Below are 21,190 nucleotides of genomic sequence, written 5' to 3'. Positions count from 1 at the left end.
CCAGTGCACCGGCCCCCGCCGTCTTCAGCCGTGACGGGTGTCAGGCCTGCTCGGCGTCCGCGGCCGGGGCCTCGGTCTCGGCCTGCTCGGCGGCGATGGCCTCCGGCTTCGCGTCGGCGTCGGCGTCCTTCTCGGTCTCGGCGGAGGACTGGACCTCGGCGTCGGCCTTCTTGTCGCCCTCGAGCAGGTCACGCTCCCACTCGGCGAGGGGCTCGCCGGCGGCCTTCTCGCCCGGCTTCGAGTCGCCGGTGGCGGCGCCGGAGCGGGCGATGAGGCCCTCGGCGACGGCGTCGGCGATCACGCGGGTGAGCAGGGTGACGGAGCGGATCGCGTCGTCGTTGCCCGGAATCTTGTAGTCGACCTCGTCGGGGTCGCAGTTGGTGTCGAGGATCGCGACGACCGGGATGTGGAGCTTGCGCGCCTCACCGACGGCGATGTGCTCCTTCTTGGTGTCGACGACCCAGACGGCGCTCGGCACCTTCTGCATCTCGCGGATACCACCGAGGGTCTTCTCCAGCTTGGCCTTCTCGCGGGAGAGGACCAGGAGCTCCTTCTTGGTGAGGCCGGAGGCGGCCACGTCCTCGAAGTCGATGAGCTCCAGCTCCTTCAGGCGCTGGAGGCGCTTGTAGACGGTGGAGAAGTTGGTGAGCATGCCACCGAGCCAGCGCTGGTTGACGTACGGCATGCCGACGCGCGTCGCCTGCTCGGCGATGGCCTCCTGGGCCTGCTTCTTCGTACCCACGAACATGATGGAGCCGCCGTGCGCGACGGTCTCCTTGACGAACTCGTAGGCGCGGTCGATGTACGACAGCGACTGGAGCAGGTCGATGATGTAGATGCCGTTGCGCTCGGTGAAGATGAAGCGCTTCATCTTCGGGTTCCAGCGACGGGTCTGGTGACCGAAGTGGACGCCGCTCTCCAGCAGCTCCCGCATCGTGACGACGGCCATGGCCGTACTCCTTGATTTTCTCGGTTGCCGCGGCAGCAGGATTGCTGTCGCGCCTGACGCCCCGGCGCGCCTGCCACAAGGGACCGAGGGGCGCGGCCACCTCCGTTGAACCGGTGGTGGCGGGGCGTGCGAAGTCGACCCGGTGACCCGGGTCGCCTGAAGAAGTGTACGGGACCGTCCGGGTCCCGGGTGACGGCGCTGTCCACAACCGGCCGGTAGTCCACAGATCCGGCTCATGATCCCCGCGCGGGCGGGGTCCGGGGGACGGTGGCGCCATGCGAATCACATGCGAACGGGCACGGTGGTGGCTGCCCTGGGCCGTGGTGCTCGCCGCGCTGACGGCGTGGGGCGGCTGGCCGGGCACCGCCGTGGCGGCGGACGGCGGGGAGCGGGCCTGGCCGCTGGCCGGGCGTCCCTCGGTCGTACGGGGATGGGAGCCGCCCGCCGGTCCCTACGGGCCGGGCCACCGGGGCGTGGACCTGGGCGCCGCGCCGGGCACCGAGGTGCTGGCGGCCGCCGCGGGCCGGGTGTCGTTCGCGGGGGCGGTCGCCGGGCGCGGGGTGGTCTCCGTCGAGCTCGCGGGCACGGGCGACCCGCCGCTGCGGACGACGTACGAGCCGGTGCGCCCGCTGGTCGCGGAGGGCGACGAGGTCGCGGCGGGCCAGGTGGTGGCCGTGCTGGAGGCGGGGCCGTTCCACTGCGCGGCGGGCTGCCTGCACTGGGGGCTGCGCCGGGGGGAGGCGTATCTGGACCCGCTGTCACTGCTGCCCCCGTCACTACTGCGGCGCGGCCCTTCGCGCCTGCTGCCGGTGTACGGGGTGCCGCTGCCGGAGCCGCCGAGGGCGGGGGCACCGGCCGCGCACGGGGCCGCCGGGCCCGCCCTGCTGGTGGCGCTCGCGGCGCCGTGGTGTCGGGCGTCGCGGCGGGGTCCGGTGGGGTGGGGCCGGTCGCGGGCGCCGACGCGGCGGGGTCAGTCGCGGGTGCCGGCGCCCCGGACGCCGTCGAGGATCATGGCGACGGCCGTGTCGGCGATGACGCCGGGCTCCTCCGCCACGGTCAGCTCGATGCGCCGGACGGCGGCGTCCACGGAGCCCTGGAGCAGCATGGCCGCGAGGCGGGGCTCCGCGTGGCCGAGGTCGCCGAGCGCCTCCACGATCATGGCGATGAGCCCGCCGTGCGCGGCCCGGATCTTCTCGCGGGCGCCCGCGTCCAGTTCGCTGGCGGAGATCGCGACCACGGCCCGGTGGCGCCGGTCCCCGACCAGGTCGAGCTGGCGCCGGACGTACGCCTCGATCTTCTCCTCGGGCGTCCCCGCCCGCTCCATCGCGCTCTCCACCTCGGCCGCCCAGACGGGGAAGTCGACGGCGCAGAGCTCTTCCACGACGGCGGCGCGGGAGCGGAAGTACTCGTAGACGGAGGACCGGGCGAGGCCCGTGCGTTCGGCGAGGGCGGGGAAGGTCAGCGCTTCCGTGCCCCCTTCGGACAGCAGGGAGCGCGCTGCGTCCAGGAGGGCGCCGCGCTGCATGGTCCGGTGCTCGGCCACGGAGGCCGCTCGAATCCTGGGCACGACTCCACTCTACGGCGACCGCCGCCGAGCGGTACCCGCGCGGGCCGAGGTGACCGGTCCTTGTCCCCGGCGGACCGGCTCAGCGCCCGGCGTCCGCCAGCTTCGCGCGGAGCTGGAGCACCGACTTGGTGTGGATCTGGCTGACCCGGCTCTCGGTGACGCCGAGGACGTTGCCGATCTCGGCGAGGGTCAGGCCCTCGTAGTAGTAGAGCGTGACGACCGTCTTCTCGCGGTCCGGGAGGGTGTTGATCGCCCGGGCGAGCAGCCGTCTGAGCTCCCGGTCCTCCGCCACCTCCACCGGGTCGTCGGCGGCGGTGTCCTCCAGCGTGTCCATCAGGCTCAGCCGGTCCCCGCCCTCGCCGCCCACATGCAGCAGCTCTTCCAGCGCGACCACATTGGCCAGGGACAACTGGCTGAAGACGGCGTGCAGTTCGTCCAGCGTGACGTCCATCTCCGCCGCGACCTCCGCCTCGGAGGGGGTGCGGCGCAGCTGCGCCTCCAGCGTCGCGTAGGCGCGTTCGACGGCGCGCGCCTTCTGCCGCACGGAGCGCGGGATCCAGTCCAGTGCCCGGAGTTCATCGATCATCGCGCCCCGGATGCGGGTGATCGCGTACGTCTCGAACTTGATGGCCCGTTCGACGTCGAACTTCTCGATGGCGTCGATCAGCCCGAACACCCCGGACGAGACGAAGTCCGCCTGCTCGACGTTGGACGGCAGGCCCACGCTCACCCGCCCGGCGACGTACTTGACCAGGGGCGAGTAGTGCAGGATCAGCTGCTCCCGCAGCCGCTCGTCGCCGGTCGTCTTGTACGAGCGCCACAACTCGTCGAGCGAGGACGGGGCGGGAGGGCGCACAGTGCCACGCGCAGCCGGTGGTACTGCCGCGCGGTCAGACCCGGAGGTGTGAGGGGGCATGTGGTGCCTTGAGCCGTTCTGCCGTGAAGTGCTGGGACTTGTCTCTGGGGCGGAATCCTTGTGAGCGTAGCGTGACTGGGTTGTCGCGGTGCGCGCAGGATAGGGGATGGAGACCGGGCGCTCACCGGCCCCGGAGTCACCGCAGAAGCGTCCGCCGAGGTCATCGGCATCACCTTTTCACCCGAATGCCCCAGGTCAAGAACCGCCTCGCCGCGCGTCGTCCCGGCAAGTCGGCCTCCGCGTCAACCTCCATCCCCCACCCACGCGTTCGACGTATCCCAGTGAGAGCAGTTCGTACAGCTTGCCGAGGGCCTCGTCGGCGCTGGTCCCCGCGCCCCGCGCCACCTCCCGGGCGTCGACGGCGGAGCGCGCCGGCAGCGCGTCCAGCACCTGCCCGGCGACGGCGTCCAGCAGGTCCCGGGCCAGCACCGGACCGCTCCTGGACGGCGCCAGGTCCCCGATGTCGCCCACCAGCTCGGCCACTTCGGCGGCGTCCGTCACCAGCACGCCCTCGCCGCGCAGGAGTTCGTGGACACCGGCCGAAAGACCGCTGGTCGCCGGCCCGGGAACCCCCATGGTGAAGCGCCCCAGCCGCTGCGCGACCCGCGCCGTCACCAGCGATCCGCTGCGGTACTCCGCCTCCACGACCACCGTCCCCCGCGTCAACGCGGCGATCACCCTGTTCCGCAGGACGAACCGGCTGCGCGTCGGGTGCTCGGACGGCGGGAGCTCGCCGATGACGAGCCCCTGCCCGGCCACCCGTGCGATCAGCTCGGCATGGCCCGGCGGATAGGCCACGTCCACCCCGCAGGCCAGCACCGCCACCGTCGCCCCGCCCGCCGCCAGCGCACCCCGGTGCGCCGCGCCGTCCACCCCGAAGGCGGCGCCCGAGACGACCACCCAGCCGCGCTCCGCGAGCCCCGCGCCCAGGGTCGTCGCCATGTGGGCCCCGTACGGGGTGCAGGCGCGGGCGCCGACCACGGCGACCGAGCGCAGCGCCCAGAGCCGCAGATCGGGCCCTCCGCGCACCCACAGCCCGGTCGGCCGGGCGTCGCCCAGGTCGTCGAGCTGCGTCGGCCACTCGCGGTCGCCGGGGCAGACGAAGCGCCCGCCGACCGCGGCGACGGCGGCCAGGTCCCGCTCCGGGTCGGCCCGGGCGGCCCGGAGCCGGTAGCCCGCGAGCCGCCGCACCGTCATGCCGCGCAGCCGCTCCGCCTCCCCGGCCGGGTCCGTGATGCGCCGCCACAGCCCGGCCGCGCCGCACTCCCGCAGCCACCGCCCGCCTCGCTCGTCGCCGGGCTCCAGCACCCGGGTCAGCGCCGCCCGCGCCAGCCGCTCCGCCGCGCCCGCGCCCCCGGCCGCCACCGGGCCCGCGCGATCCGCCGGGCCCGCGCGATCCGCCGGCTCCACACCCCCGCCCGCACCCCGGTCCGCGCCGTACTCGAGCCCACCTCCCCCGTACCCCGTCACGGCGCCCCCGCCCCCAGCGGCACCCCGCGCGGGATGCCGCTGCGCAGCTCCAGGGCGGCGGCCACGTCCGACGCGTCCGGGCGGGCCGCGCCGCGCAGGTCAGCGACCGTCCACGCCACCCGCAGCACCCGGTCCAGGCCCCGGGCCGTGAGCAGCCCGCGCTCCATGTCCCGCTCGGCCGCCATCAGCGCGCCCGGGGCCGCGGCCAGCCGGGTCCGCAGCTCGTGTCCCGGCACCTCGCTGTTGGTCGTCCAGGGCGTCCCGGCCAGCCGCTCGGCCGCGCGCTCCCGGGCCTCCCGCACCCGGGCGGCGACGGTCTCCGTGGACTCGCCCCGGCCGCCCCGCCCCATCAGGTCCTCCCGCGTGACCGGGGCGACGGTCACCCTGAGGTCCACCCGGTCGAGCAGCGGCCCGGAGAGCCTGGCCTGATACCGCCGCACCGCCGACGGCGGGCACGCGCAGCCCTCACCGCTCAGGGTGTGCCGCCCGCAGGGGCACGGATTTGCGGCGAGCACCATCAGGAAGCGGGCCGGCAGCCGGACCACCCCCGCGCTGCGGGCCACCACGACGTGCCCGGACTCCAGGGGCTGGCGCAGCGCGTCCAGTGTCTTCACGGAGAACTCGGGCGCCTCGTCCAGGAAGAGGATTCCGCGATGGGCGAGCGAGACGGCCCCCGGCCTGGGCAGTCCGTTGCCCCCGCCGACCAGCGACTGCATGGTCGCCGAGTGGTGCGGCGCGCAGTACGGCGGCCGGGCGATCAGGGGCTCGCCCGGTGGCAGGATGCCGGCCACCGAGTGGACGGCGGTCACTTCGAGGGACTCCTGCCGGGTGAGCGGGGGCAGGATCGCGGGCATGCGCTCGGCCAGCATGGTCTTGCCGGCGCCCGGCGGACCGGTCAGCAGCAGATGGTGGCCGCCCGCCGCGGCGATCTCCAGGGCCTTGCGCGGCCGCTCCTGGCCCGCCACGTCCGCCAGGTCCGGCCGGGCGCCGTCCCCGGCCGCCGCGCCCCTGGTGAGGCCGGTGCCCAGTCCGGCGCCGGGCACCATCAGCCCGGCGAGCATCGGATCGGGGCGGCCCTCCTCCTCGGCCCGCTGTTCGTCCGGCACCGGTTCGTCGCACAGCACCGCGATCAGCTGCCGCAGGCTGCGCACCCCGAGCACGGAGACGCCGGGGACGAGGGCCGCCTCGCCCGCGGTCTGTTCCGGGACGACCACCTGGCGATATCCGGCGTCGGCCGCCGCCAGGACGGCGGGAAGCACACCCCGTACCGGACGCACCCGGCCGTCGAGCCCCAGCTCCCCGATCATCACCACATCGGCGATCGACGCGGGGTCGATCCGCTCCGCCGCGCCCAGGACCGCGCAGGCCACGGCCAGGTCGAAGCCCGAGCCGCCCTTGGGCACCGAGGCCGGGGAGAGCCCCACCGTGAGCTTCTTCTGCGGCCACTCCGCGCCGGAGTTGACCACGGCCGCCCTGACCCGGTCCCGGCTCTCCACCAGGCTCTTGTCGGGCAGCCCCACCAGCGTGAACGCCGCCACACCGGCCTCCAGGTCCGCCTGGACCTCCACCACCACGCCCTCGACGCCGACCAGGGCGACCGAGCAGGCACGCGCGAACCCCATCTCAGACCACCCCCCGCGCGTGCTCGGCCAGGGGCGCGCCGCGGTCGGGCAGCACCACCCCGACCAGGTCGATGCGCACCCCGCCCGGCGGCGGGCCCCCGTGCCGCTCCAGCCAGAGCGCGGCCAGCCGGCGCAGCCGCTCGGCCTTCGCGGGGGTGACCGCGGCCATCGGATGCTCGTACGCACCCGATCTGCGGGTCTTCACCTCGCAGATGACGAGCGCGTCCCCGTCCATCGCGACGATGTCGATCTCACCGGCGCGACAGCGCCAGTTCCGTTCCAGTACGGACATGCCGGCGTCGGCCAGCAGCCGCGCCGCCAGGTCCTCGCCGTACCGCCCGAGAGCCCCCCGTGCGTTCATATCGGCACCACCTCCGGCACCGACTCTGACGCGTCCGCCCTACTTCAGTGGATCTTGGTGGACAAGCGGGCGATTGTGGATAACTCAGCCACCCGGAAGTTCGAGATCGCTCTTGTTGAGCTCCTCGATGTTGACGTCCTTGAACGTGAGCACCCGTACCTGCTTCACGAACCGGGCGGGCCGGTACATGTCCCAGACCCAGGCGTCCGCCATGGACACCTCGAAGAACACCTCGCCCTGGACCGAGTGCACCTGCATCTCGTAGTCGTTGGTGAGGTAGAAGCGCCGTTCGGTCTCGATCACGAATTTGAACAGACCGACGACATCGCGGTACTCCCGGTAGAGCTTCAGCTCCATCTCGGTCTCGTACTTCTCGAGGTCCTCGGCGCTCATTGGCATGTTCCCCTTCAGCCGTGCGTTTCCCCATTGTGCGCCGGGCTCCGGCGCCCCGGCCGCTCAGCCGCTTCCGGGGGCCAGGTCCACCGGCGTACGCGGAGGGCCCTCTTCGAGCAGCCTCCGGAGCAGGTCGGCGAGCCCGGTGGGGTACACCGTCTCACGCGTCGCCGACAGTTCGGCGGAGGTCCACCACCTCAGCCCCGTGACACTGCGGCGTTCCAGCCATGTGTGGCCGCTGGTGTCCGTGGCGGTCTGTGCCGTACGGGCCAGGAAGTACCACTCGTCCTGGTCCCATCGCCGGCCGTCGAAGTCGAAGGAGCACCGGCGGCGCCAGACCACCGGGCCCAGTTCGGCCTCGGTGATCCCGGTCTCCTCGACCAGCTCGCGCAGCGCTGCCCGCTCATGGGTCTCGTCGCCCTCCAGGCCGCCGCCCGGGGTGAACCACCACGTGCGGGACGGGTCCTCCGGTTCGAAGCCGTGCATCAGCAGAATCCGGTCGTCCGGATCGAGGAGCACCAGACGGGCGACCCTGCGCACCTCAGCGGACACCGGCGGTCGCCTTCGGCTTCGCGCTCCGCTTCGGCCGAGCGGCACGGGCCGCGAGCGGGCCGTACGCCGCCCCGCCCAGGATGAGCACGATGCCCACCACCATCGAGGTCAGCTGGAGCCCGAGCGGCCCGGCCGACGAGACACCGCCCGGCAGCGCGGCGAACGCCTCGGGCCGGTCGATCATGGAGCCCAGCGGCCAGGCGACGGCGTCGATCCTGGACTCCACGGCGTCCCGGGGCACCGAGCCGTGCATGGCGTCCTCCAGATGGACCCGGGAGTCCAGCGAGACCGTGCGGTCGTCGCCCAGCAGGAAGAGCTGGCCCTTGGGGACCTCGGCGGTGAAGTCCTGGGCCGAGGCGCGGCCGGGTGACCGCAGATACGGTTCGTCCATGGGTATGCCGTTGACCGTGAGGCGGCCGTCCTTGCCGCAGCAGGCGACCTTGTCGCCGCCGACGCCGACGACCCGCTTCACCATGGGGGTGTTGCCCCACTCCGGGTCGTTGAACACCACGACGTCACCTCGCCGGACCTCGCTGCCTTCCACGCGCTGCGCGAGGACCTTGTCACCGGCCTCGACCGTCGGGGTCATCGACCCGGTGGGCACCGTGTAGGGCTGGTAGACGAACGCGCCCCAGGCGAAGCCGCCGAGGAAGAGCAGGCAGCCGAGGGCCACCGCCACCCCGGACAGCCTGCTGCCGAGCCGGCCGCGGCCGTCGTCCGTACGACCTGTTGCACCCATACCGGCGTCCCCCATCGGAGATCGACAATCGCGCTGATCCGCGTGGGCACCCTACCCGGCAGTACGCCCGGCGGTCAGCCTCCGCCTGCGCCGGATCACGAACGGCACCGCGCCCGCGAGGCCGAGGACGCCCGGTGCGGCACCGGCCGCAGCGCTGATCCCGGGCTGGTCGAAGGTGTCCGGGACGGACAGCACGGACCAGCGGTTCACCGGCCACGCGACGACCACGGCCCGGCCCACGACCTGGCTCACCGGCACGAAGCCCTTGTTGGCGTCGCTGGTGTGGTAGCGGGAGTCCGCCGAGTCCTGGCGGTGGTCGCCCATCACCCAGATCTTGCCGTCGGGCACCTTGAACGGCCCGAAGGGCATGTCGTCGCAGGGGCTGTTGCCCTCGAAGATGAAGGACTTGTCGTCCAGCGCCTTGCCGTTGACCTCGACCGGGCCGCCCTTCTTGCACTCCACGGTGTCACCGGCGACCGCGATCGTCCGCTTGATCAGGTCCTTCTCCTCGGCGGACGGCATCAGCCCGACGAAGCTCAGGAACTTCTGCGCGGCGTTGGGCTTCGGGGTCGGCTCGCCGTCCAGCCAGCCGTCCGGGTCGTGGAAGACGACGACCTCACCGCGCTCCGGCTCCGAACCGAACCACGGCGTCAGCTTGTCCACCAGAACCCGGTCACCCCGCTGCAACGTGTTCTGCATCGAGTCCGACGGAATCGAGAACGCCTGCACCAGAAACGTCTTGATGAACAGGGCCAGGACCAGCGCGATACCGATGAGGAGCGGCAGCTCCTTCCAGAACGGCCGGCTTTTCTTCTTCTTGCCGGCCTCGGGCTCGGTGGAAGAAGGCTCTGCGGCCGAGGACTCCGCGGCGGAGGGCTCGGCAGCGGAGGGCTCGGCGGCGGAGGGCTCGGCGGCGGAGGTATCCGCGGACCGCGCCTGTTCGGACTGTGCTCCGTCTGCCAGGTCGCTCACGCGTCGTTCCTCACTGTGCCGGCGGTCGTGATCCGGCGCCGCCTGCGCCAGAGCACCAGGGGCACCGCCCCCGCGAAACCGATCACCGCGGGGGCCGCCGCGGCGGCGGCGTTGATGCCGGGCTGGTCGAAGGTCTTCGGGATCGGGAGGGTCGCCCAGCGGCTGACCGGCCACGCGATCACGATGGCCCGGCCGACCACCTCGTCGTTGGAGACGGTGCCGTTGCCCGGCAGGTTCTGGTGGTACCGCGAGTCCAGGGAGTTCTGCCGGTGGTCGCCCATGACCCAGATCCGGCCCTTGGGCACCTTGATCGGCCCGAACGGCTCGTCGTCGCAGGCGCTGTTGCCCGCGAAGATGAAGGACTTGTCGTCCAGCGCCTTGCCGTTGACCTGGACGGGGCCGCCCTTCTTGCACTCCACGGTGTCACCGCCGATCGCGATGACCCGCTTGATCAGGTCCTTCTCCTCGGCCGAGGGCATGAGGCCGATGAAGCTGAGGAACTTCTGCACCGCGTTCGGCTCGGGGGCCTGGCTGTCCTCCAGCCAGCCGCCCGGGTCGTGGAAGACGACGACCTCGCCGCGCTCCGGCTCCGAACCGAACCACGGCGTCAGCTTGTCCACCAGAACCCGGTCACCCCGCTGCAACGTGTTCTGCATCGAGTCCGACGGAATCGAGAACGCCTGCACCAGGAACGTCTTGATCAGCAGCGCCAGAACGAGGGCGACGCCGATGAGGAGCGGCAGCTCCTTCCAGAACGGGCGGGGATTCTTCTTCCGGGCCGTGCTGCCCCCGGACGCGCCGCCGTCACTGTCCGTCCCGCTCACCGTCGTCCCGTCCTCCGCCGCTCCGGCGGGCTCGGAATGTGCCGGACGGCCCGGCCGGTCCTCGGGTTCGTCGTGTCCGGATCGTGCGCCGACCGCCAAATCCCCCACATCCACTCCTTACTCCGTGCCACCGCCCGCGTCCTAGCCGACGCAGGCCCACCACTCCCATAACGAGCGGGAGTTCCGCAGGGGTCGGGAGCCGGATCAATCCGCCTGGATCACTGGACACACTATTCGACGGTCCCGAGGCGGCCGCCGTACCGGCACGCGCGTCCGGGACCGAGGCGAAGGCCGAGCGCTGCTCCAGGCCGGTCCAGTGCCCGAAGGGCCAGACGATCCATTTGGCCCGCCCCACGACCGCGTCCTCGGAGATCGTGCCGTCCGCCGTCTTGTCCATGTGGAAGCGCGAATCGGCGGAATTGGACCGGTGGTCGCCCATGACGAAGAGGCGGCCCTCCGGAACCTTTACCTCGAATTTGATGGTGGAGGGTGAATCGCCGGGATAGACGTACGGTTCCGTGACCGCCATGCCGTTGACGAGGAGCCTTCCGTCCGACGCGCAGCACTTCACGGTGTCGCCGCCGACGGCCACGACCCGCTTGATCAGGTCCTGCTCGTCGTCCGACGGCAGCAGCCCGACGAAGGTGAGCGCCTGCTTCACCTGCTTGACGACGACGGGCGACTCCCCGGGGCTCTCCTGGATCGGCGGCGGCCAGTCCGAGGGGTTGCGGAACACGACGACGTCGCCGCGCTGCGGCTTCGAGCCGAACCAGGGCGTCAGCTTGTCCACGAGCACCCGGTCGCCGATGCGGATGGTCTGCTCCATCGACCCGGACGGGATCACGAACGCCTGTACGAGGAAGGTCTTGAGGACGAGCGCGATCAGCAGCGCCACCATGATCAGCAGCGGGATCTCCCGCGCCGCCGATCTGCGGCGCTTGCGCCGCACCTTGCGGGCCAGCTTGCGCCGCTCGGCCCGGGTGGGCAGGGAGCGCGCCCCTCCGTCCGCCGCCGGGGCACCGTGGCGCCCGTGGCTACCCATGCGACGGGCCGGGCGCCGGTACGGAGTCGAAGGCGGCGGTCCCCGGCAGCGAGCCGACCCGGCCCAGCGGCCAGCCGAACCAGTCGACCCGCCCGATCACCCGGTCCACCGGCACCATGCCGCCGCCCGGCTCCCCCAGGTGGTCGCGGGAGTCCCGGGAACGGGAACGGTGGTCGCCCATCATCCACAGGGTGCCCTCCGGCACCACGATGTCGAAGGGCACCTTCGAGGGCGCGTCCCCGGGGAAGAGGTAGTCCTCGTCCAGCGCCCGGCCGTTCACCTCGATCCGGCCCCGCACGTCGCAGCAGACCACCCGGTCGCCCCCCACGCCCACCACCCGCTTCACGAAGTCGGTCTCGGCGGGCTCGGCGAGCCCGAGGGACGCCGCGGCCCCGTGCAGCAGCGCGGCGACGGGGTTCTGCTCCGCCCCCTCGCGTACGAACGAGCCGGTGCCGTCGAAGACCACCACGTCACCGCGGCGGGGGACGGCGCCGAAGCGGTACGCCAGTTTGTTGACGAGAACCCGGTCGCCCACCCGGAGCGTCTGCTCCATCGAACCGCTGGGGATCAGGAAGGGCTGCACCACGAAGGTGCTGAAGAGGAGCACGAACACCGCGCAGACCGCGCCGAGCCCGAGCGTGCCCCGCCAGGACAGCCGCCAGGACCTCGGGGAGGTGAGCCGGTCGCGGACACGCGAAGAGCGCGACCTCTCCCCCGGACCCGTATCGGGTGCGGAGGAGCGATCGCGCTCCTGGAGTTCTGCTTGCGTGTCCATCGGGCCCAGAGCTTAACCGGACACCCTGTGGACCAGGCAGTCAGCTCAGCGGTCGCGCTTCTCCTTGATCTTCGCGGCCTTGCCGCGCAGCTCACGGAGGAAGTACAGCTTGGCGCGACGGACGTCACCGCGGGTCACGAGCTCGATCTTCTCGAAGATCGGGCTGTGCACCGGGAAGGTGCGCTCGACGCCGACGCTGAAGGAGACCTTGCGGACCGTGAAGGTCTCGCTGACGCCCGCGCCCTGGCGGCGGATGACGACGCCCTTGAACTGCTGGACACGGGAGCGGTTGCCCTCGATCACGCGGACGTGAACGTTGACGGTGTCACCGGGGCGGAACGCCGGGACGTCGGTACGCAGCGACGCGGCATTGACGTCGTCGAGCAGGGAAGCCATGTTGTCTGCTTTCTTCGCCGATGCCACAGGTCATCGACGGGAGAGTGATGAATGTCAGGGGCCGGTCTCGTCGGAGCGGGCGTCGTGTCCCCCTGTGGCAGGGGCGCACGCCGGACGGACCGCAGCGGCCTATTCTTCCACGGCGTCGGGCCTGCGCCAAAATCGGCCACCCGGCTCGGGCGACCAGCCGAGGATGGAAAGCATCTCCCGGTCCTTCTTGTCGAAGGCGGACGCCTCCCAGCGCTCGATCAGTCCGGGCCGGTTGACGGCCGTACGGCGCAGCGCCTCGTCCCGCCGCCAGCGCGCGATCTTCCCGTGGTGGCCGCTGAGCAGCACATCGGGGATGGACCGGCCGCGCCACTCGGGCGGCTTGGTGTAGACGGGCCCCTCCAGCAGATTGGCCATCGCGCCGGGGGCGAAGGAGTCGTCCTGGTGGGAGGCCGCGTTGCCGAGGACGCCGGGCAGCAGCCGGGCCACCGCCTCGGTGATCACCAGCACCGCGGCTTCCCCGCCCGCCAGCACGTAATCGCCGATGGACACCTCGACCACCCGCATCCGGGTGGCGTACTCCTCGGTCACCCGCCGGTCGATGCCCTCGTAGCGGGCCGGGGTGAAGAGCAGCCAGGGGCACGCGGAGAGCTCGACGGCGAGCTCCTGCGTGAACGGCCTTCCGCTCGGCGTGGGCACCACGAGGACCGGGGAGTGCGCGCCGGCCTCGTAACCGTCCGCGAGGGCCTCGTCCAGCGCCTCGCCCCACGGCTCGGTCTTCATGACCATGCCGGGGCCGCCGCCGTACGGGGTGTCGTCCACGGTGTTGTGCCGGTCGTACGTCCAGTCGCGCAGGTCGTGCACATGGACGTCGAGGCGGCCGGACGTACGGGCCTTGCCGACCAGCGAGACGTTCAGCGGTTCCAGGTACTCGGGGAAGATCGTGACGACGTCGAGCCGCATCAGGCGTCCTCGGCCTTCGGCTCCGAACCCTCGGCCTCGGCCTCCGCTTCGCGCGCGGACGCCACGACCGCCTCGCTCGGGTCGATCAGGCCGGGCGGCGGGGTGATCACCGCGCGCTGCTCCTCCAGATCGATCTCGGTGACGATCTCCTCCACGAACGGGATCATCACCTCGCTGCCGTCCGGCCGCTCCACGATGAAGAGGTCCTGCGAGGGCAGATGCGTGATCTCGGTGATCCGCCCGATCTCGGTGCCGTCGGCGAGGACCACGTCCAGGTCCATCAGCTGGTGGTCGTAGAACTCCTCGGGGTCCTCCGGGAGCTCCGCCGGGTCCACGTCGGCGATCAGCAGGGTGTTGCGCAGCGCCTCGGCGGCCGTACGGTCCTTCACGCCCTCGAAGCGCAGCAGCAGCCTGCCGCTGTGCACCCGGCCGGTCTCGATCGTCAACGGGCCCGTCGTGGCGGGGTCGGTGGCCAGGACGGCGCCGGGCGCGAGCCGCAGCTCCGGCTCGTCCGTGCGCACCTCGACGGTGACCTCGCCCTTGATGCCGTGGGCGCGGCCGATCCGCGCGACTACCAACTGCACCTTGTGTCTCTCCTGTCGTACGACGACGGGCCGGGGCGGGCGCTTGGCCCTCCCCGGCCCGTGCCGGTGTTCAACTTCTGTCAGCGAACCTGGTCCACGTCGACGAGGTCGACGCGGATGCCACGGCCGCCGATGGCGCCCACGACGGTACGCAGCGCGCGTGCGGTGCGGCCGTTGCGGCCGATCACCTTGCCGAGGTCGTCGGGGTGGACCCGGACCTCGAGCACGCGGCCACGGCGCAGGTTGCGCGAGGCGACCTGCACATCATCGGGGTTGTCGACGATGCCTTTCACGAGGTGCTCGAGAGCCTCCTCGAGCATGCTCAGGCCTCGGTCGACTCGGCGGAGGCGGCAGCAGCCTCGTCCGCCTTCTTGTCGGCCTTCTTCGCCTTCGGCGTGATGGCCTCGCCCTTCGACTCCTCACCATCGCTGGAGAGGGCCTCGAACAGGGCGCGCTTGTCGGCCTTGGGCTCCGGCTGCAGCAGCGGCGCGGGGGCCGGGAGGCCCTTGTGCGCCTGCCAGTCACCGGTGAGCTTCAGGATCGCGAGAACCGGCTCGGTCGGCTGGGCGCCGACGGACAGCCAGTACTGCGCACGCTCCGAGTTGACCTCGATGCGCGACGGGTTCTGCACCGGGTGGTACAGACCGATCTCCTCGATGGCCCGGCCGTCACGGCGGGTACGGGAGTCGGCGACGACGATGCGGTAGTGAGGCGAACGGATCTTGCCCAGACGCTTCAGCTTGATCTTGACTGCCACGGAAGTGGTGTCTCCTGGTCTATGACGTGGTTGGGCACAACGAAGATGCCACGTGGGGTTGCGGTACTCGGGTGCCCGATGGACGCGTCAGCCGGAGGAGAGAGGGGTCCTGTGCGACTGTCGAGTACAGCTAGCCATTGTGCCACACCCCATCGGCTCACCCCACCGCGACCGCGGTCTCCGGGATCCGGAACGGCTTTCCGCAGCCGCCGCAGACGATCGGCGCCTGGGCGAGGACCGAGGGGACCACGCGCACATTGCGTCCGCAGTCGCAGACGGCCTTGACCCGCACGCCCCCTCCGGAGGAGCCGTGCCGGGCGGCCGGGCCGCGGAAGGAGCGCTTGGTGTCGGCGGCGGTGGCCACGGTGTGCGCCTTGAGGGCGCGCTGCAGCCGCTCCGTCGTCGGCCGGTAGCGGCGCTTGGCCTCGGGGTTGAGCGTGACCAGCGAGAAGCCGCTGCTGGGATGGGGCTCCTCGGCATGGTCGAGGCCCAGCTCCTCGGCGATCGCCAGGAATCGTCGGTTGTGATAGCGGCCGGCGCGCGAGGTGTCGCGGACACCTCTGGCGGCGGCGATGCCGTGGACTGCCTCGTGGAGCAGTCGCTCGAAGGAGAGCTCGGCGCCACAGGCGGACGAGGACTCTCCGATCAGGGACTCGGGTGCGGCGAGATCGGGCAGCTCGGGGTGGTACCGCTGAATGTCGGCCCACGCCTGCGCCAGCTCTGCGGCAAGTACAGGTGGTGTCGTGCTCACGTCGTGACCAACGAGCGCGGGGCCCTCGGTGTTCCGATTCCGGGCCATCCCAAATATTTTGCACGTACCAGTCGGTTGACCTTCATGCGTCGCGACGCAGGGCGGGTGCGCTGATCTGCGGAGAAGCCTCACAGCTCGCACCAAGCCGGTACGTAGCGGCGCGTACGCCTGCGCGCGTGGAGACGGTACGCGCCCCCTCCGGGGGCGGGCGGCAGGGGCGAGGGTACCCGCACCGCCCTGACGTGCTCGACGTGCCCCCACCGGCGTGTCGGGTGAGACTGGACCGGCAGAGGACGGGACGGACCCCCCGGGGCGTCCCCGCCGTCCGGGTGCGCCGGTGCCGTCGTGCGCCGGACGGCAGTGCGGACAACCACGCCCCGCAGACCTCTGGACGCGGCGGCGGATGCGCAGTTCTCTGGCATACGGGGGAGCGCGCGTCACCGGACGGCACGGCCGTCCACTCGGGCACGACCGATCGGCAGAACCGGCAACCTCGGCGGATTGGGGCGCATTCCATGACACCAACGCTCGTTCGGCACCACCGGCACACGGAGTCGTCCGCCCTCGCGGACGGCGCCACCCGCGCCCGCGACTGGGCGGAGATCCAGGAACGGATGCTGGCACCGCTGTACGAAGCGGTGTACACGCGGCTGGAGGTGGGGCCCGCCACGCGGATGCTCTCGCTCGGCTGCGGCTCCGGCCTGGCGCTGCTGATGGCCGTGGGCCGGGGCGCCTCGGTCACCGGCGTGGACACCGACCCGGACCGCCTCGCCCTCGCCAGGACCCGGCTGCTGCCCGCGCCGGAGGACCACGGCGCGCCGGCCGCCGCCCCGCTGCTCACGGAGAGCGTCGCCGAGGCGGCGGACGGCGGGCCGCACCACCTGATCACCGCGTTCACCCCGATCGGCTGCGAGGCGGGCGACGGCGAGGAGCTGGTGCGGGCGCTGGAGACCGCGGTGCCGTCGGCGGACCGGCGCGCCACGGTCGTCCTGACCGGCTGGGGCCCGCCGGAGCGGTGTGCCACGGAGTCGGTGCTCCGGGTGGCCGGGCGGCTCGCCGACGACGGGCGCGGACCGGGCGGCGGCTGGCGCGGACCGCGCCGCGACGATCTGGAGGACGTGGCCTTCAGGGCCGGGCTGCGGCCGGACGGCTCCGGCCGGGTGGCCTGCCCGTTCGGTTACGCGGACATGGACAGCGCGGTACGCGGCCTGCTGTCGACCCGGCTGTTCGAGGCGGCGGTCCGGGCGACGGACCGGTGGCAGGTGGAGAAGGAGCTCGCCGAGGCGCTGCACCCGCACCGGCGGCCGGACGGCACGGTGTGGATGTCCAACGTGTTCCGGTACCTGGTCTGCACGACGTGACCGTACGCCTGAGGGGCGCCCACCGCGTACGGTGAGCGCCCCTCAGGCATGACGTGACGCGAGCGTCAGCCCATGAACTTCTTGAACTCGTCGGGCAGCTCGAAGTTCTGGGCGTCCTGCCCGGCCGGGAGGCCGGGGACGCCGTTCTGCGCGGCCTCCCGGCGGGCGGCCGCGGCCTGCTCCTCGGCCTTGCGCTTCATCGGGTTGCCGCTCTTGCGCTTGCCCTTGGCCTGCTTGACCTGCTTCTTCTGCCGGCCGGGCCCGCCGCCCATGCCCGGCATCCCGGGCATCCCCGGCATGCCGCCGCCCTGGGCCATCTTCGACATCATCTTGCGGGCCTCGAAGAACCGCTCGACCAGTCCCTTGACGGCGGAGACATCGGAACCGGAACCCTTGGCGATACGGGCCCGGCGCGAGCCGTTGATGATCGTCGGTTCGGCACGTTCCTTCGGGGTCATCGACTTGATGATCGCGGCCATGCGGTCGATGTCGCGCTCGTCGATGTTGTTGATCTGGTCCTTGATCTGCCCCATGCCGGGCAGCATGCCGAGCAGCTTGGAGATGGAGCCCATCTTCCTGACCTGCTCCATCTGGGCCAGGAAGTCGTCGAACGTGAAGTCCTTGCCCTTGCTGGACGCCAGCTTGGAGGCCATTTTGGCGGCCTCTTCCTGGCTGAAGGTCTTCTCCGCCTGCTCGATCAGGGTGAGCAGGTCACCCATGTCGAGGATTCGGGACGCCATGCGGTCCGGGTGGAACGCGTCGAACTCGTCCAGCTTCTCGCCGTTCGAGGCGAACATGATCTGCTTGCCCGTGACGTGGGCGATCGACAGGGCGGCACCACCGCGGGCGTCACCGTCGAGCTTGGAGAGCACCACGCCGTCGAAGCCGACGCCGTCGCGGAACGCCTCGGCGGTGTTGACCGCGTCCTGACCGATCATCGCGTCGACCACGAACAGGATCTCGTCCGGGCTGACGGCGTCGCGGATGTCCGCGGCCTGCTGCATCAGCTCCTGGTCGATGCCGAGGCGGCCTGCGGTGTCCACGATCACAACGTCGTACTGCTTGGACCGGGCGTACTCGATGGAGTCCTTGGCGACCTGGACCGGGTCGCCGACGCCGTTGCCCGGCTGGGGGGCGTACACCGCGACACCGGCGCGGTCGGCGACGACGCTCAGCTGGTTGACGGCGTTGGGGCGCTGGAGGTCGCAGGCGACGAGCAGCGGGGAGTGGCCCTGGCCCTTGAGCCAGAGGCCGAGCTTTCCGGCGAGGGTCGTCTTACCGGCACCCTGGAGACCGGCGAGCATGATCACGGTGGGCGGGTTCTTCGCGAACCGCAGCCGCCGGGTCTCGCCACCGAGGATGGAGATGAGCTCCTCGTTGACGATCTTGACGACCTGCTGGGCGGGGTTGAGGGCCTGGGAGACCTCTACGCCGCGCGCCCGCTCCTTGACGTTGGCGATGAAGGACCGGACGACGGGCAGCGCCACATCGGCTTCGAGCAGGGCGATACGGATCTCGCGAGCCGTGGCGTCGATGTCCGCCTCGGACAAGCGGCCCTTGCCCCGGAGGTTCTTGAAAGTCGCGGCAAGGCGGTCGGAGAGAGTATCGAACACGGCGCTCGTCGGTCCTCAGGGTCGGGGGCGGGTCGGGTCAGTAGGTTCCCAGGGTATCCGGACGCCGGGGAACGCCAAGACCTCGCCCGGTTCCGGTCTCAGCCGAGCGCCTTCTCGACCTCCCGGGCCAGCTCCGCCGCCCGCGCCGCCGGCAGCGGCTCCCCGTCGGTGTCCGTGACGTAGAAGGCGTCCACCGCGTTCGCCCCCAGCGTGGACACATGCGCGCTCCGCACCCGTACCGCGCTCCGCTCCAGGGCCTGCCCGATGCGGTGCAGCAGTCCCGGGGCGTCCTGCGCGCGGACCTCGATCACCGTGGCGAGCCGGGAGCCCGCCGGGGCCACCGTCACCCGGGGCGGCGGCGCCTTCACACCGCGCCGCCGGGGGTAGGCCGCCTCCCGCTCGGCGAGGCGGGCGGGGATGTCCAGGGTGCCGTCCAGGGCGCGTACGAGGTCGGCGCGGAGCCGGTCCGCCCGGGGCAGCGAGCCGTATTCGGCGGCGACGCGCCAGCTGAGCAGCAGCAGGTCCGCGGAGTCCCCCAGCTCCGTGGGCAGCTCCACGGCGCGCAGGTCGGCGGCGCGGACGGTGAGGCGGTGCAGGGCGAGGACGCCCGCGGCGGCGGGCAGCACGCCTGGCCGGTCGCGCAGCGCGATGAGGAGTTCGACGCCGACCGGTTCCGGGCCGTCCTCCTCGTGCGGGGTCTCGGGCCGGGTGTGCAGGGCGAGGACGGGGGTGCCGGTGCGCAGCGCCTCGATCGCGAGGCGTTCCTGCTCGGCGCTGGGGGCGGCCGGCTCGGGCTCTTCGGGGGCCTCCCCCGCCAGGACCTGGGCGACGCGTTTGACGAGTTCGGTGACGAGGGAGGCGCGCCAGGCGGACCAGGCGGCGGGCCCGGTGGCGAGCGCGTCGGCCTCGGTGAGGGCGTGCAGCAGTTCCAGGGTCGCGGCGCTGCCGACGGCGTCGGCGACGGCGCGGACGGTGGCCGGGTCGTCCAGATCGCGCCGGGTGGCGGTCTCGATGAGCAGCAGGTGGTGGCGTACGAGGGTGGCGATGACGCCCACGTCGTGCTGGTCGAAGCCGATGCGGGCGGCCATGTCGCGGGCGATGACCTCCCCGGCGACGGAGTGGTCGCCGGGCCAGCCCTTGCCGATGTCGTGCAGCAGGGCGGCGACGAGGAGGAGGTCGGGGCGGCCGACGCGGCGGGTGAGCGAGGCGGCGCGGACGGCCGCCTCGACCAGGTGGCGGTCGACGGTCCAGGTGTGGACGGGGTTGCGCTGGGGGCGGCAGTGGACGCGTTCCCAGTCGGGCAGCAGGCGGGTGATCAGCCCTTCGGCCTCCAGCGCCTCCCAGACGGGGATGGTGGCCTCGCCGGCGCCGAGCAGGGTGACCAGCTCCTCGCGGGCCTCGGCCGGCCAGGGCACGGGGAGCGGCTGGGCGGTGGTGGCGAGGTGGCGTACGACGTGGCGGGAGAGCGGGAGTCCGGACTGGGCGGCCGCGGCGGCGGCGCGCAGGACGAGCACCGGGTCGCGTTCGGGCCGGGCGGTGCGGGCGAGGACGACCTCGCCGTCGGCCTCCACGACGCCGTCGGCGAGCGGGGTCCGGTCCGGGGCGGGGGTCCGGCCGCCACCGAGCAGGGCGCGCAGCCGGGGCCGGGCGGAGCGGGCGCGCAGGACCCGGTTGACCTCGCGCCAGGTGACGTCGGTGGCGTACGAGACGGTGCGGGCGGCTTCGTAGACCTGGCGGAGCAGGGCGTCGGCGTCGAGGAGGCCGAGGGCCTGGGCGACCTGGTCCTGTTCCTGGAGGGCGAGCCGGTCGGTGGCGCGGCCGGTGGTGAGGTGGAGGGCGTCGCGGGCGTCGAGGAGGGTGCGGCGGGCCTCGGCGAGTCCTTCGCGGGGGGCGTCGGCGACCCAGGAGGCGGCGACCGCGCGCAGGGCGGTGACGTCGCGCAGGCCGCCCCGGGCCTCCTTGAGGTCGGGTTCGAGGAGGAACCGCAGTTCGCCGTGGCGTTCGGCGCGTTCGCGGCAGAGCTCGTGGAGGTCGGGGAGGCGTTTGGGTGCCTGGTTGCGCCAGTCGGCGAGGATCGCGGTGCGCAGGGCGGCGACGAGGCCGAGATCGCCGGCGACGGGGCGGGCGTCGAGCAGTCCGAGCTGGACCTTGAGGTCCTCGCCGGCGGTCCTGCGGGCCTCGGCGGGGGTGCGGACGGAGTGGTCGAGGGCGAGGCCCAGGTCCCAGACGGGGTACCAGATCCGGTCGGCGAGGGCGGCGACGGCCGCGGCGTCGGCGGTGCCGTCGTGCAGCAGGAGGAGGTCGAGGTCGCTGCGCGGGGAGAGTTCGCCGCGGCCGTAGCCGCCGACGGCGACGAGGGCGGCGCCCCGGACCCCGGCGTGCTGGGCGGCGCCGGTGAACAGGGCGGTGAGCCAGTCGTCGGTGAGGGCGGCGAGGGCCGCACGGCGCGGCGGCCCGGGCCGCTCCTTCTCCTGGAGAAGGCTCAGCCGGGCCGCCGCGTAGCCGCTGGGGCGCGAGTCCTCGGATTCGGTGGTCGCTTCGATGCTCGTCACCCAGCTGCCCTTTCCGTGTGCGGAACCGTGCGAAACAGTCGGC

At 72.5% G+C, this 21,190-nt stretch carries 22 protein-coding genes and 1 pseudogene; 2 read left to right on the top strand and 21 right to left on the bottom strand.

What is annotated here, in order from left to right:
• Window positions 1–40: 40 nt before the first annotated feature.
• Window positions 41–949, bottom strand: a complete 909-nt coding sequence (rpsB, locus tag OHS17_RS24745; RefSeq protein WP_330313917.1) for a 30S ribosomal protein S2 — start codon at window positions 947–949, stop codon at window positions 41–43.
• 275 nt (window positions 950–1,224) lie between these two features.
• Between rpsB and OHS17_RS24740 the strand changes: the two are divergent.
• A pseudogene (locus OHS17_RS24740) lies at window positions 1,225–1,791 on the top strand (murein hydrolase activator EnvC family protein); the annotation flags it as partial.
• Window positions 1,792–1,919: 128 nt separating this feature from the next.
• Here the strand turns inward: OHS17_RS24740 and OHS17_RS24735 are convergent.
• The 18 genes from OHS17_RS24735 to OHS17_RS24650 all read right to left on the bottom strand — a co-directional run bounded on the left by OHS17_RS24735 (window position 1,920) and on the right by OHS17_RS24650 (window position 15,621).
• Entirely contained in the window at window positions 1,920–2,492 is a 573-nt protein-coding gene (locus OHS17_RS24735; RefSeq protein ID WP_073863156.1) for a TetR/AcrR family transcriptional regulator, read from the bottom strand.
• Between the two features lie 103 nt (window positions 2,493–2,595).
• Window positions 2,596–3,432, bottom strand: coding sequence for an RNA polymerase sigma factor WhiG (whiG, locus tag OHS17_RS24730; RefSeq protein ID WP_026171422.1), 837 nt, complete (start codon window positions 3,430–3,432; stop codon window positions 2,596–2,598).
• Window positions 3,433–3,627: 195 nt separating this feature from the next.
• Window positions 3,628–4,842 (bottom strand): DNA-processing protein DprA, encoded by a 1,215-nt coding sequence (dprA, locus tag OHS17_RS24725; RefSeq protein ID WP_443066145.1) that lies wholly within the window; start codon window positions 4,840–4,842, stop codon window positions 3,628–3,630.
• 56 nt (window positions 4,843–4,898) lie between these two features.
• A complete protein-coding gene (locus OHS17_RS24720) occupies window positions 4,899–6,524 on the bottom strand; it encodes a YifB family Mg chelatase-like AAA ATPase (protein ID WP_330313916.1) in 1,626 nt (541 codons plus the stop codon).
• Window position 6,525: 1 nt separating this feature from the next.
• Complete coding sequence (locus OHS17_RS24715; RefSeq protein ID WP_330313915.1) at window positions 6,526–6,885, bottom strand: YraN family protein; 360 nt, start codon at window positions 6,883–6,885, stop codon at window positions 6,526–6,528.
• Between the two features lie 84 nt (window positions 6,886–6,969).
• Entirely contained in the window at window positions 6,970–7,278 is a 309-nt protein-coding gene (locus OHS17_RS24710; RefSeq protein WP_043444228.1) for a DUF2469 domain-containing protein, read from the bottom strand.
• Window positions 7,279–7,341: 63 nt separating this feature from the next.
• On the bottom strand, window positions 7,342–7,830 hold the full coding sequence (locus tag OHS17_RS24705) for an NUDIX hydrolase (RefSeq protein WP_330313914.1): 489 nt from the start codon (window positions 7,828–7,830) through the stop codon (window positions 7,342–7,344).
• Window positions 7,820–8,569 (bottom strand): signal peptidase I, encoded by a 750-nt coding sequence (lepB, locus tag OHS17_RS24700; RefSeq protein WP_330313913.1) that lies wholly within the window; start codon window positions 8,567–8,569, stop codon window positions 7,820–7,822. Before lepB (OHS17_RS24700) ends, OHS17_RS24705 begins: the two co-directional genes overlap by 11 nt.
• Window positions 8,570–8,620: 51 nt before the next feature.
• The gene (gene lepB / locus OHS17_RS24695; protein ID WP_330313912.1) at window positions 8,621–9,541 is read right to left on the bottom strand and encodes a signal peptidase I; all 921 of its coding nucleotides are present in this window, start codon (window positions 9,539–9,541) and stop codon (window positions 8,621–8,623) included.
• Window positions 9,538–10,464: a signal peptidase I gene (gene lepB / locus OHS17_RS24690; RefSeq protein WP_330315341.1), complete on the bottom strand. Its 927-nt coding sequence runs from the start codon at window positions 10,462–10,464 to the stop codon at window positions 9,538–9,540. The genes lepB (OHS17_RS24695) and lepB (OHS17_RS24690) overlap by 4 nt, the downstream gene beginning before the upstream one ends.
• Entirely contained in the window at window positions 10,346–11,407 is a 1,062-nt protein-coding gene (gene lepB / locus OHS17_RS24685) for a signal peptidase I (RefSeq protein ID WP_330313911.1), read from the bottom strand. Before lepB (OHS17_RS24685) ends, lepB (OHS17_RS24690) begins: the two co-directional genes overlap by 119 nt.
• The gene (gene lepB, locus OHS17_RS24680; RefSeq protein ID WP_330313910.1) at window positions 11,400–12,182 is read right to left on the bottom strand and encodes a signal peptidase I; all 783 of its coding nucleotides are present in this window, start codon (window positions 12,180–12,182) and stop codon (window positions 11,400–11,402) included. The genes lepB (OHS17_RS24685) and lepB (OHS17_RS24680) overlap by 8 nt, the downstream gene beginning before the upstream one ends.
• Window positions 12,183–12,227: 45 nt before the next feature.
• Window positions 12,228–12,578: a 50S ribosomal protein L19 gene (gene rplS, locus OHS17_RS24675; protein WP_018102387.1), complete on the bottom strand. Its 351-nt coding sequence runs from the start codon at window positions 12,576–12,578 to the stop codon at window positions 12,228–12,230.
• A 129-nt stretch (window positions 12,579–12,707) separates the two neighbouring features.
• Window positions 12,708–13,529, bottom strand: a complete 822-nt coding sequence (gene trmD / locus OHS17_RS24670; protein ID WP_330313909.1) for a tRNA (guanosine(37)-N1)-methyltransferase TrmD — start codon at window positions 13,527–13,529, stop codon at window positions 12,708–12,710.
• Window positions 13,529–14,113, bottom strand: coding sequence for a ribosome maturation factor RimM (gene rimM / locus OHS17_RS24665; protein ID WP_330313908.1), 585 nt, complete (start codon window positions 14,111–14,113; stop codon window positions 13,529–13,531). Before rimM ends, trmD begins: the two co-directional genes overlap by 1 nt.
• A gap of 80 nt (window positions 14,114–14,193) precedes the next feature.
• Window positions 14,194–14,433 carry an RNA-binding protein gene (locus OHS17_RS24660; RefSeq protein WP_005311361.1) on the bottom strand — a complete coding sequence of 80 codons (240 nt, stop codon included), beginning with the start codon at window positions 14,431–14,433 and terminating at the stop codon, window positions 14,194–14,196.
• 2 nt (window positions 14,434–14,435) lie between these two features.
• Window positions 14,436–14,870: a 30S ribosomal protein S16 gene (rpsP, locus tag OHS17_RS24655; RefSeq protein WP_018102390.1), complete on the bottom strand. Its 435-nt coding sequence runs from the start codon at window positions 14,868–14,870 to the stop codon at window positions 14,436–14,438.
• Between the two features lie 157 nt (window positions 14,871–15,027).
• Complete coding sequence (locus OHS17_RS24650) at window positions 15,028–15,621, bottom strand: hypothetical protein (protein ID WP_018521397.1); 594 nt, start codon at window positions 15,619–15,621, stop codon at window positions 15,028–15,030.
• A 515-nt stretch (window positions 15,622–16,136) separates the two neighbouring features.
• On the opposite strand from OHS17_RS24650, the gene OHS17_RS24645 reads away from it, so the two are divergent.
• Entirely contained in the window at window positions 16,137–16,982 is an 846-nt protein-coding gene (locus OHS17_RS24645) for an SAM-dependent methyltransferase (protein WP_330313907.1), read from the top strand.
• 65 nt (window positions 16,983–17,047) lie between these two features.
• Here OHS17_RS24645 and ffh read toward each other — a convergent pair whose 3' ends face one another.
• Together ffh and OHS17_RS24635 are read right to left on the bottom strand one after the other, a co-directional pair.
• Window positions 17,048–18,595 (bottom strand): signal recognition particle protein, encoded by a 1,548-nt coding sequence (gene ffh, locus OHS17_RS24640; RefSeq protein ID WP_330313906.1) that lies wholly within the window; start codon window positions 18,593–18,595, stop codon window positions 17,048–17,050.
• A 98-nt stretch (window positions 18,596–18,693) separates the two neighbouring features.
• Window positions 18,694–21,147, bottom strand: coding sequence for a [protein-PII] uridylyltransferase (locus OHS17_RS24635; RefSeq protein ID WP_330313905.1), 2,454 nt, complete (start codon window positions 21,145–21,147; stop codon window positions 18,694–18,696).
• Between the last annotated feature and the right edge of the window lie 43 nt (window positions 21,148–21,190).

Source organism: Streptomyces sp. NBC_00523 (assembly GCF_036346615.1).
Taxonomy (GTDB): domain Bacteria; phylum Actinomycetota; class Actinomycetes; order Streptomycetales; family Streptomycetaceae; genus Streptomyces.
This window is presented reverse-complemented; position numbering and strand designations above follow the sequence as displayed.

Coding starts and splice junctions, on each gene's coding strand:
- OHS17_RS24645 (WP_330313907.1), top strand. CDS start 16,137: ATGACACCAACGCTCGTTCGGCACCACCGGCACACGGAGTCGTCCGCC.
- trmD (WP_330313909.1), bottom strand. CDS start 13,529: ATGCGGCTCGACGTCGTCACGATCTTCCCCGAGTACCTGGAACCGCTG.
- OHS17_RS24710 (WP_043444228.1), bottom strand. CDS start 7,278: ATGAGCGCCGAGGACCTCGAGAAGTACGAGACCGAGATGGAGCTGAAG.
- rpsB (WP_330313917.1), bottom strand. CDS start 949: ATGGCCGTCGTCACGATGCGGGAGCTGCTGGAGAGCGGCGTCCACTTC.
- OHS17_RS24720 (WP_330313916.1), bottom strand. CDS start 6,524: ATGGGGTTCGCGCGTGCCTGCTCGGTCGCCCTGGTCGGCGTCGAGGGC.
- OHS17_RS24660 (WP_005311361.1), bottom strand. CDS start 14,433: ATGCTCGAGGAGGCTCTCGAGCACCTCGTGAAAGGCATCGTCGACAAC.
- whiG (WP_026171422.1), bottom strand. CDS start 3,432: ATGCCCCCTCACACCTCCGGGTCTGACCGCGCGGCAGTACCACCGGCT.
- OHS17_RS24715 (WP_330313915.1), bottom strand. CDS start 6,885: ATGAACGCACGGGGGGCTCTCGGGCGGTACGGCGAGGACCTGGCGGCG.
- lepB (WP_330313911.1), bottom strand. CDS start 11,407: ATGGGTAGCCACGGGCGCCACGGTGCCCCGGCGGCGGACGGAGGGGCG.
- rplS (WP_018102387.1), bottom strand. CDS start 12,578: ATGGCTTCCCTGCTCGACGACGTCAATGCCGCGTCGCTGCGTACCGAC.
- lepB (WP_330313910.1), bottom strand. CDS start 12,182: ATGGACACGCAAGCAGAACTCCAGGAGCGCGATCGCTCCTCCGCACCC.
- lepB (WP_330313913.1), bottom strand. CDS start 8,569: ATGGGTGCAACAGGTCGTACGGACGACGGCCGCGGCCGGCTCGGCAGC.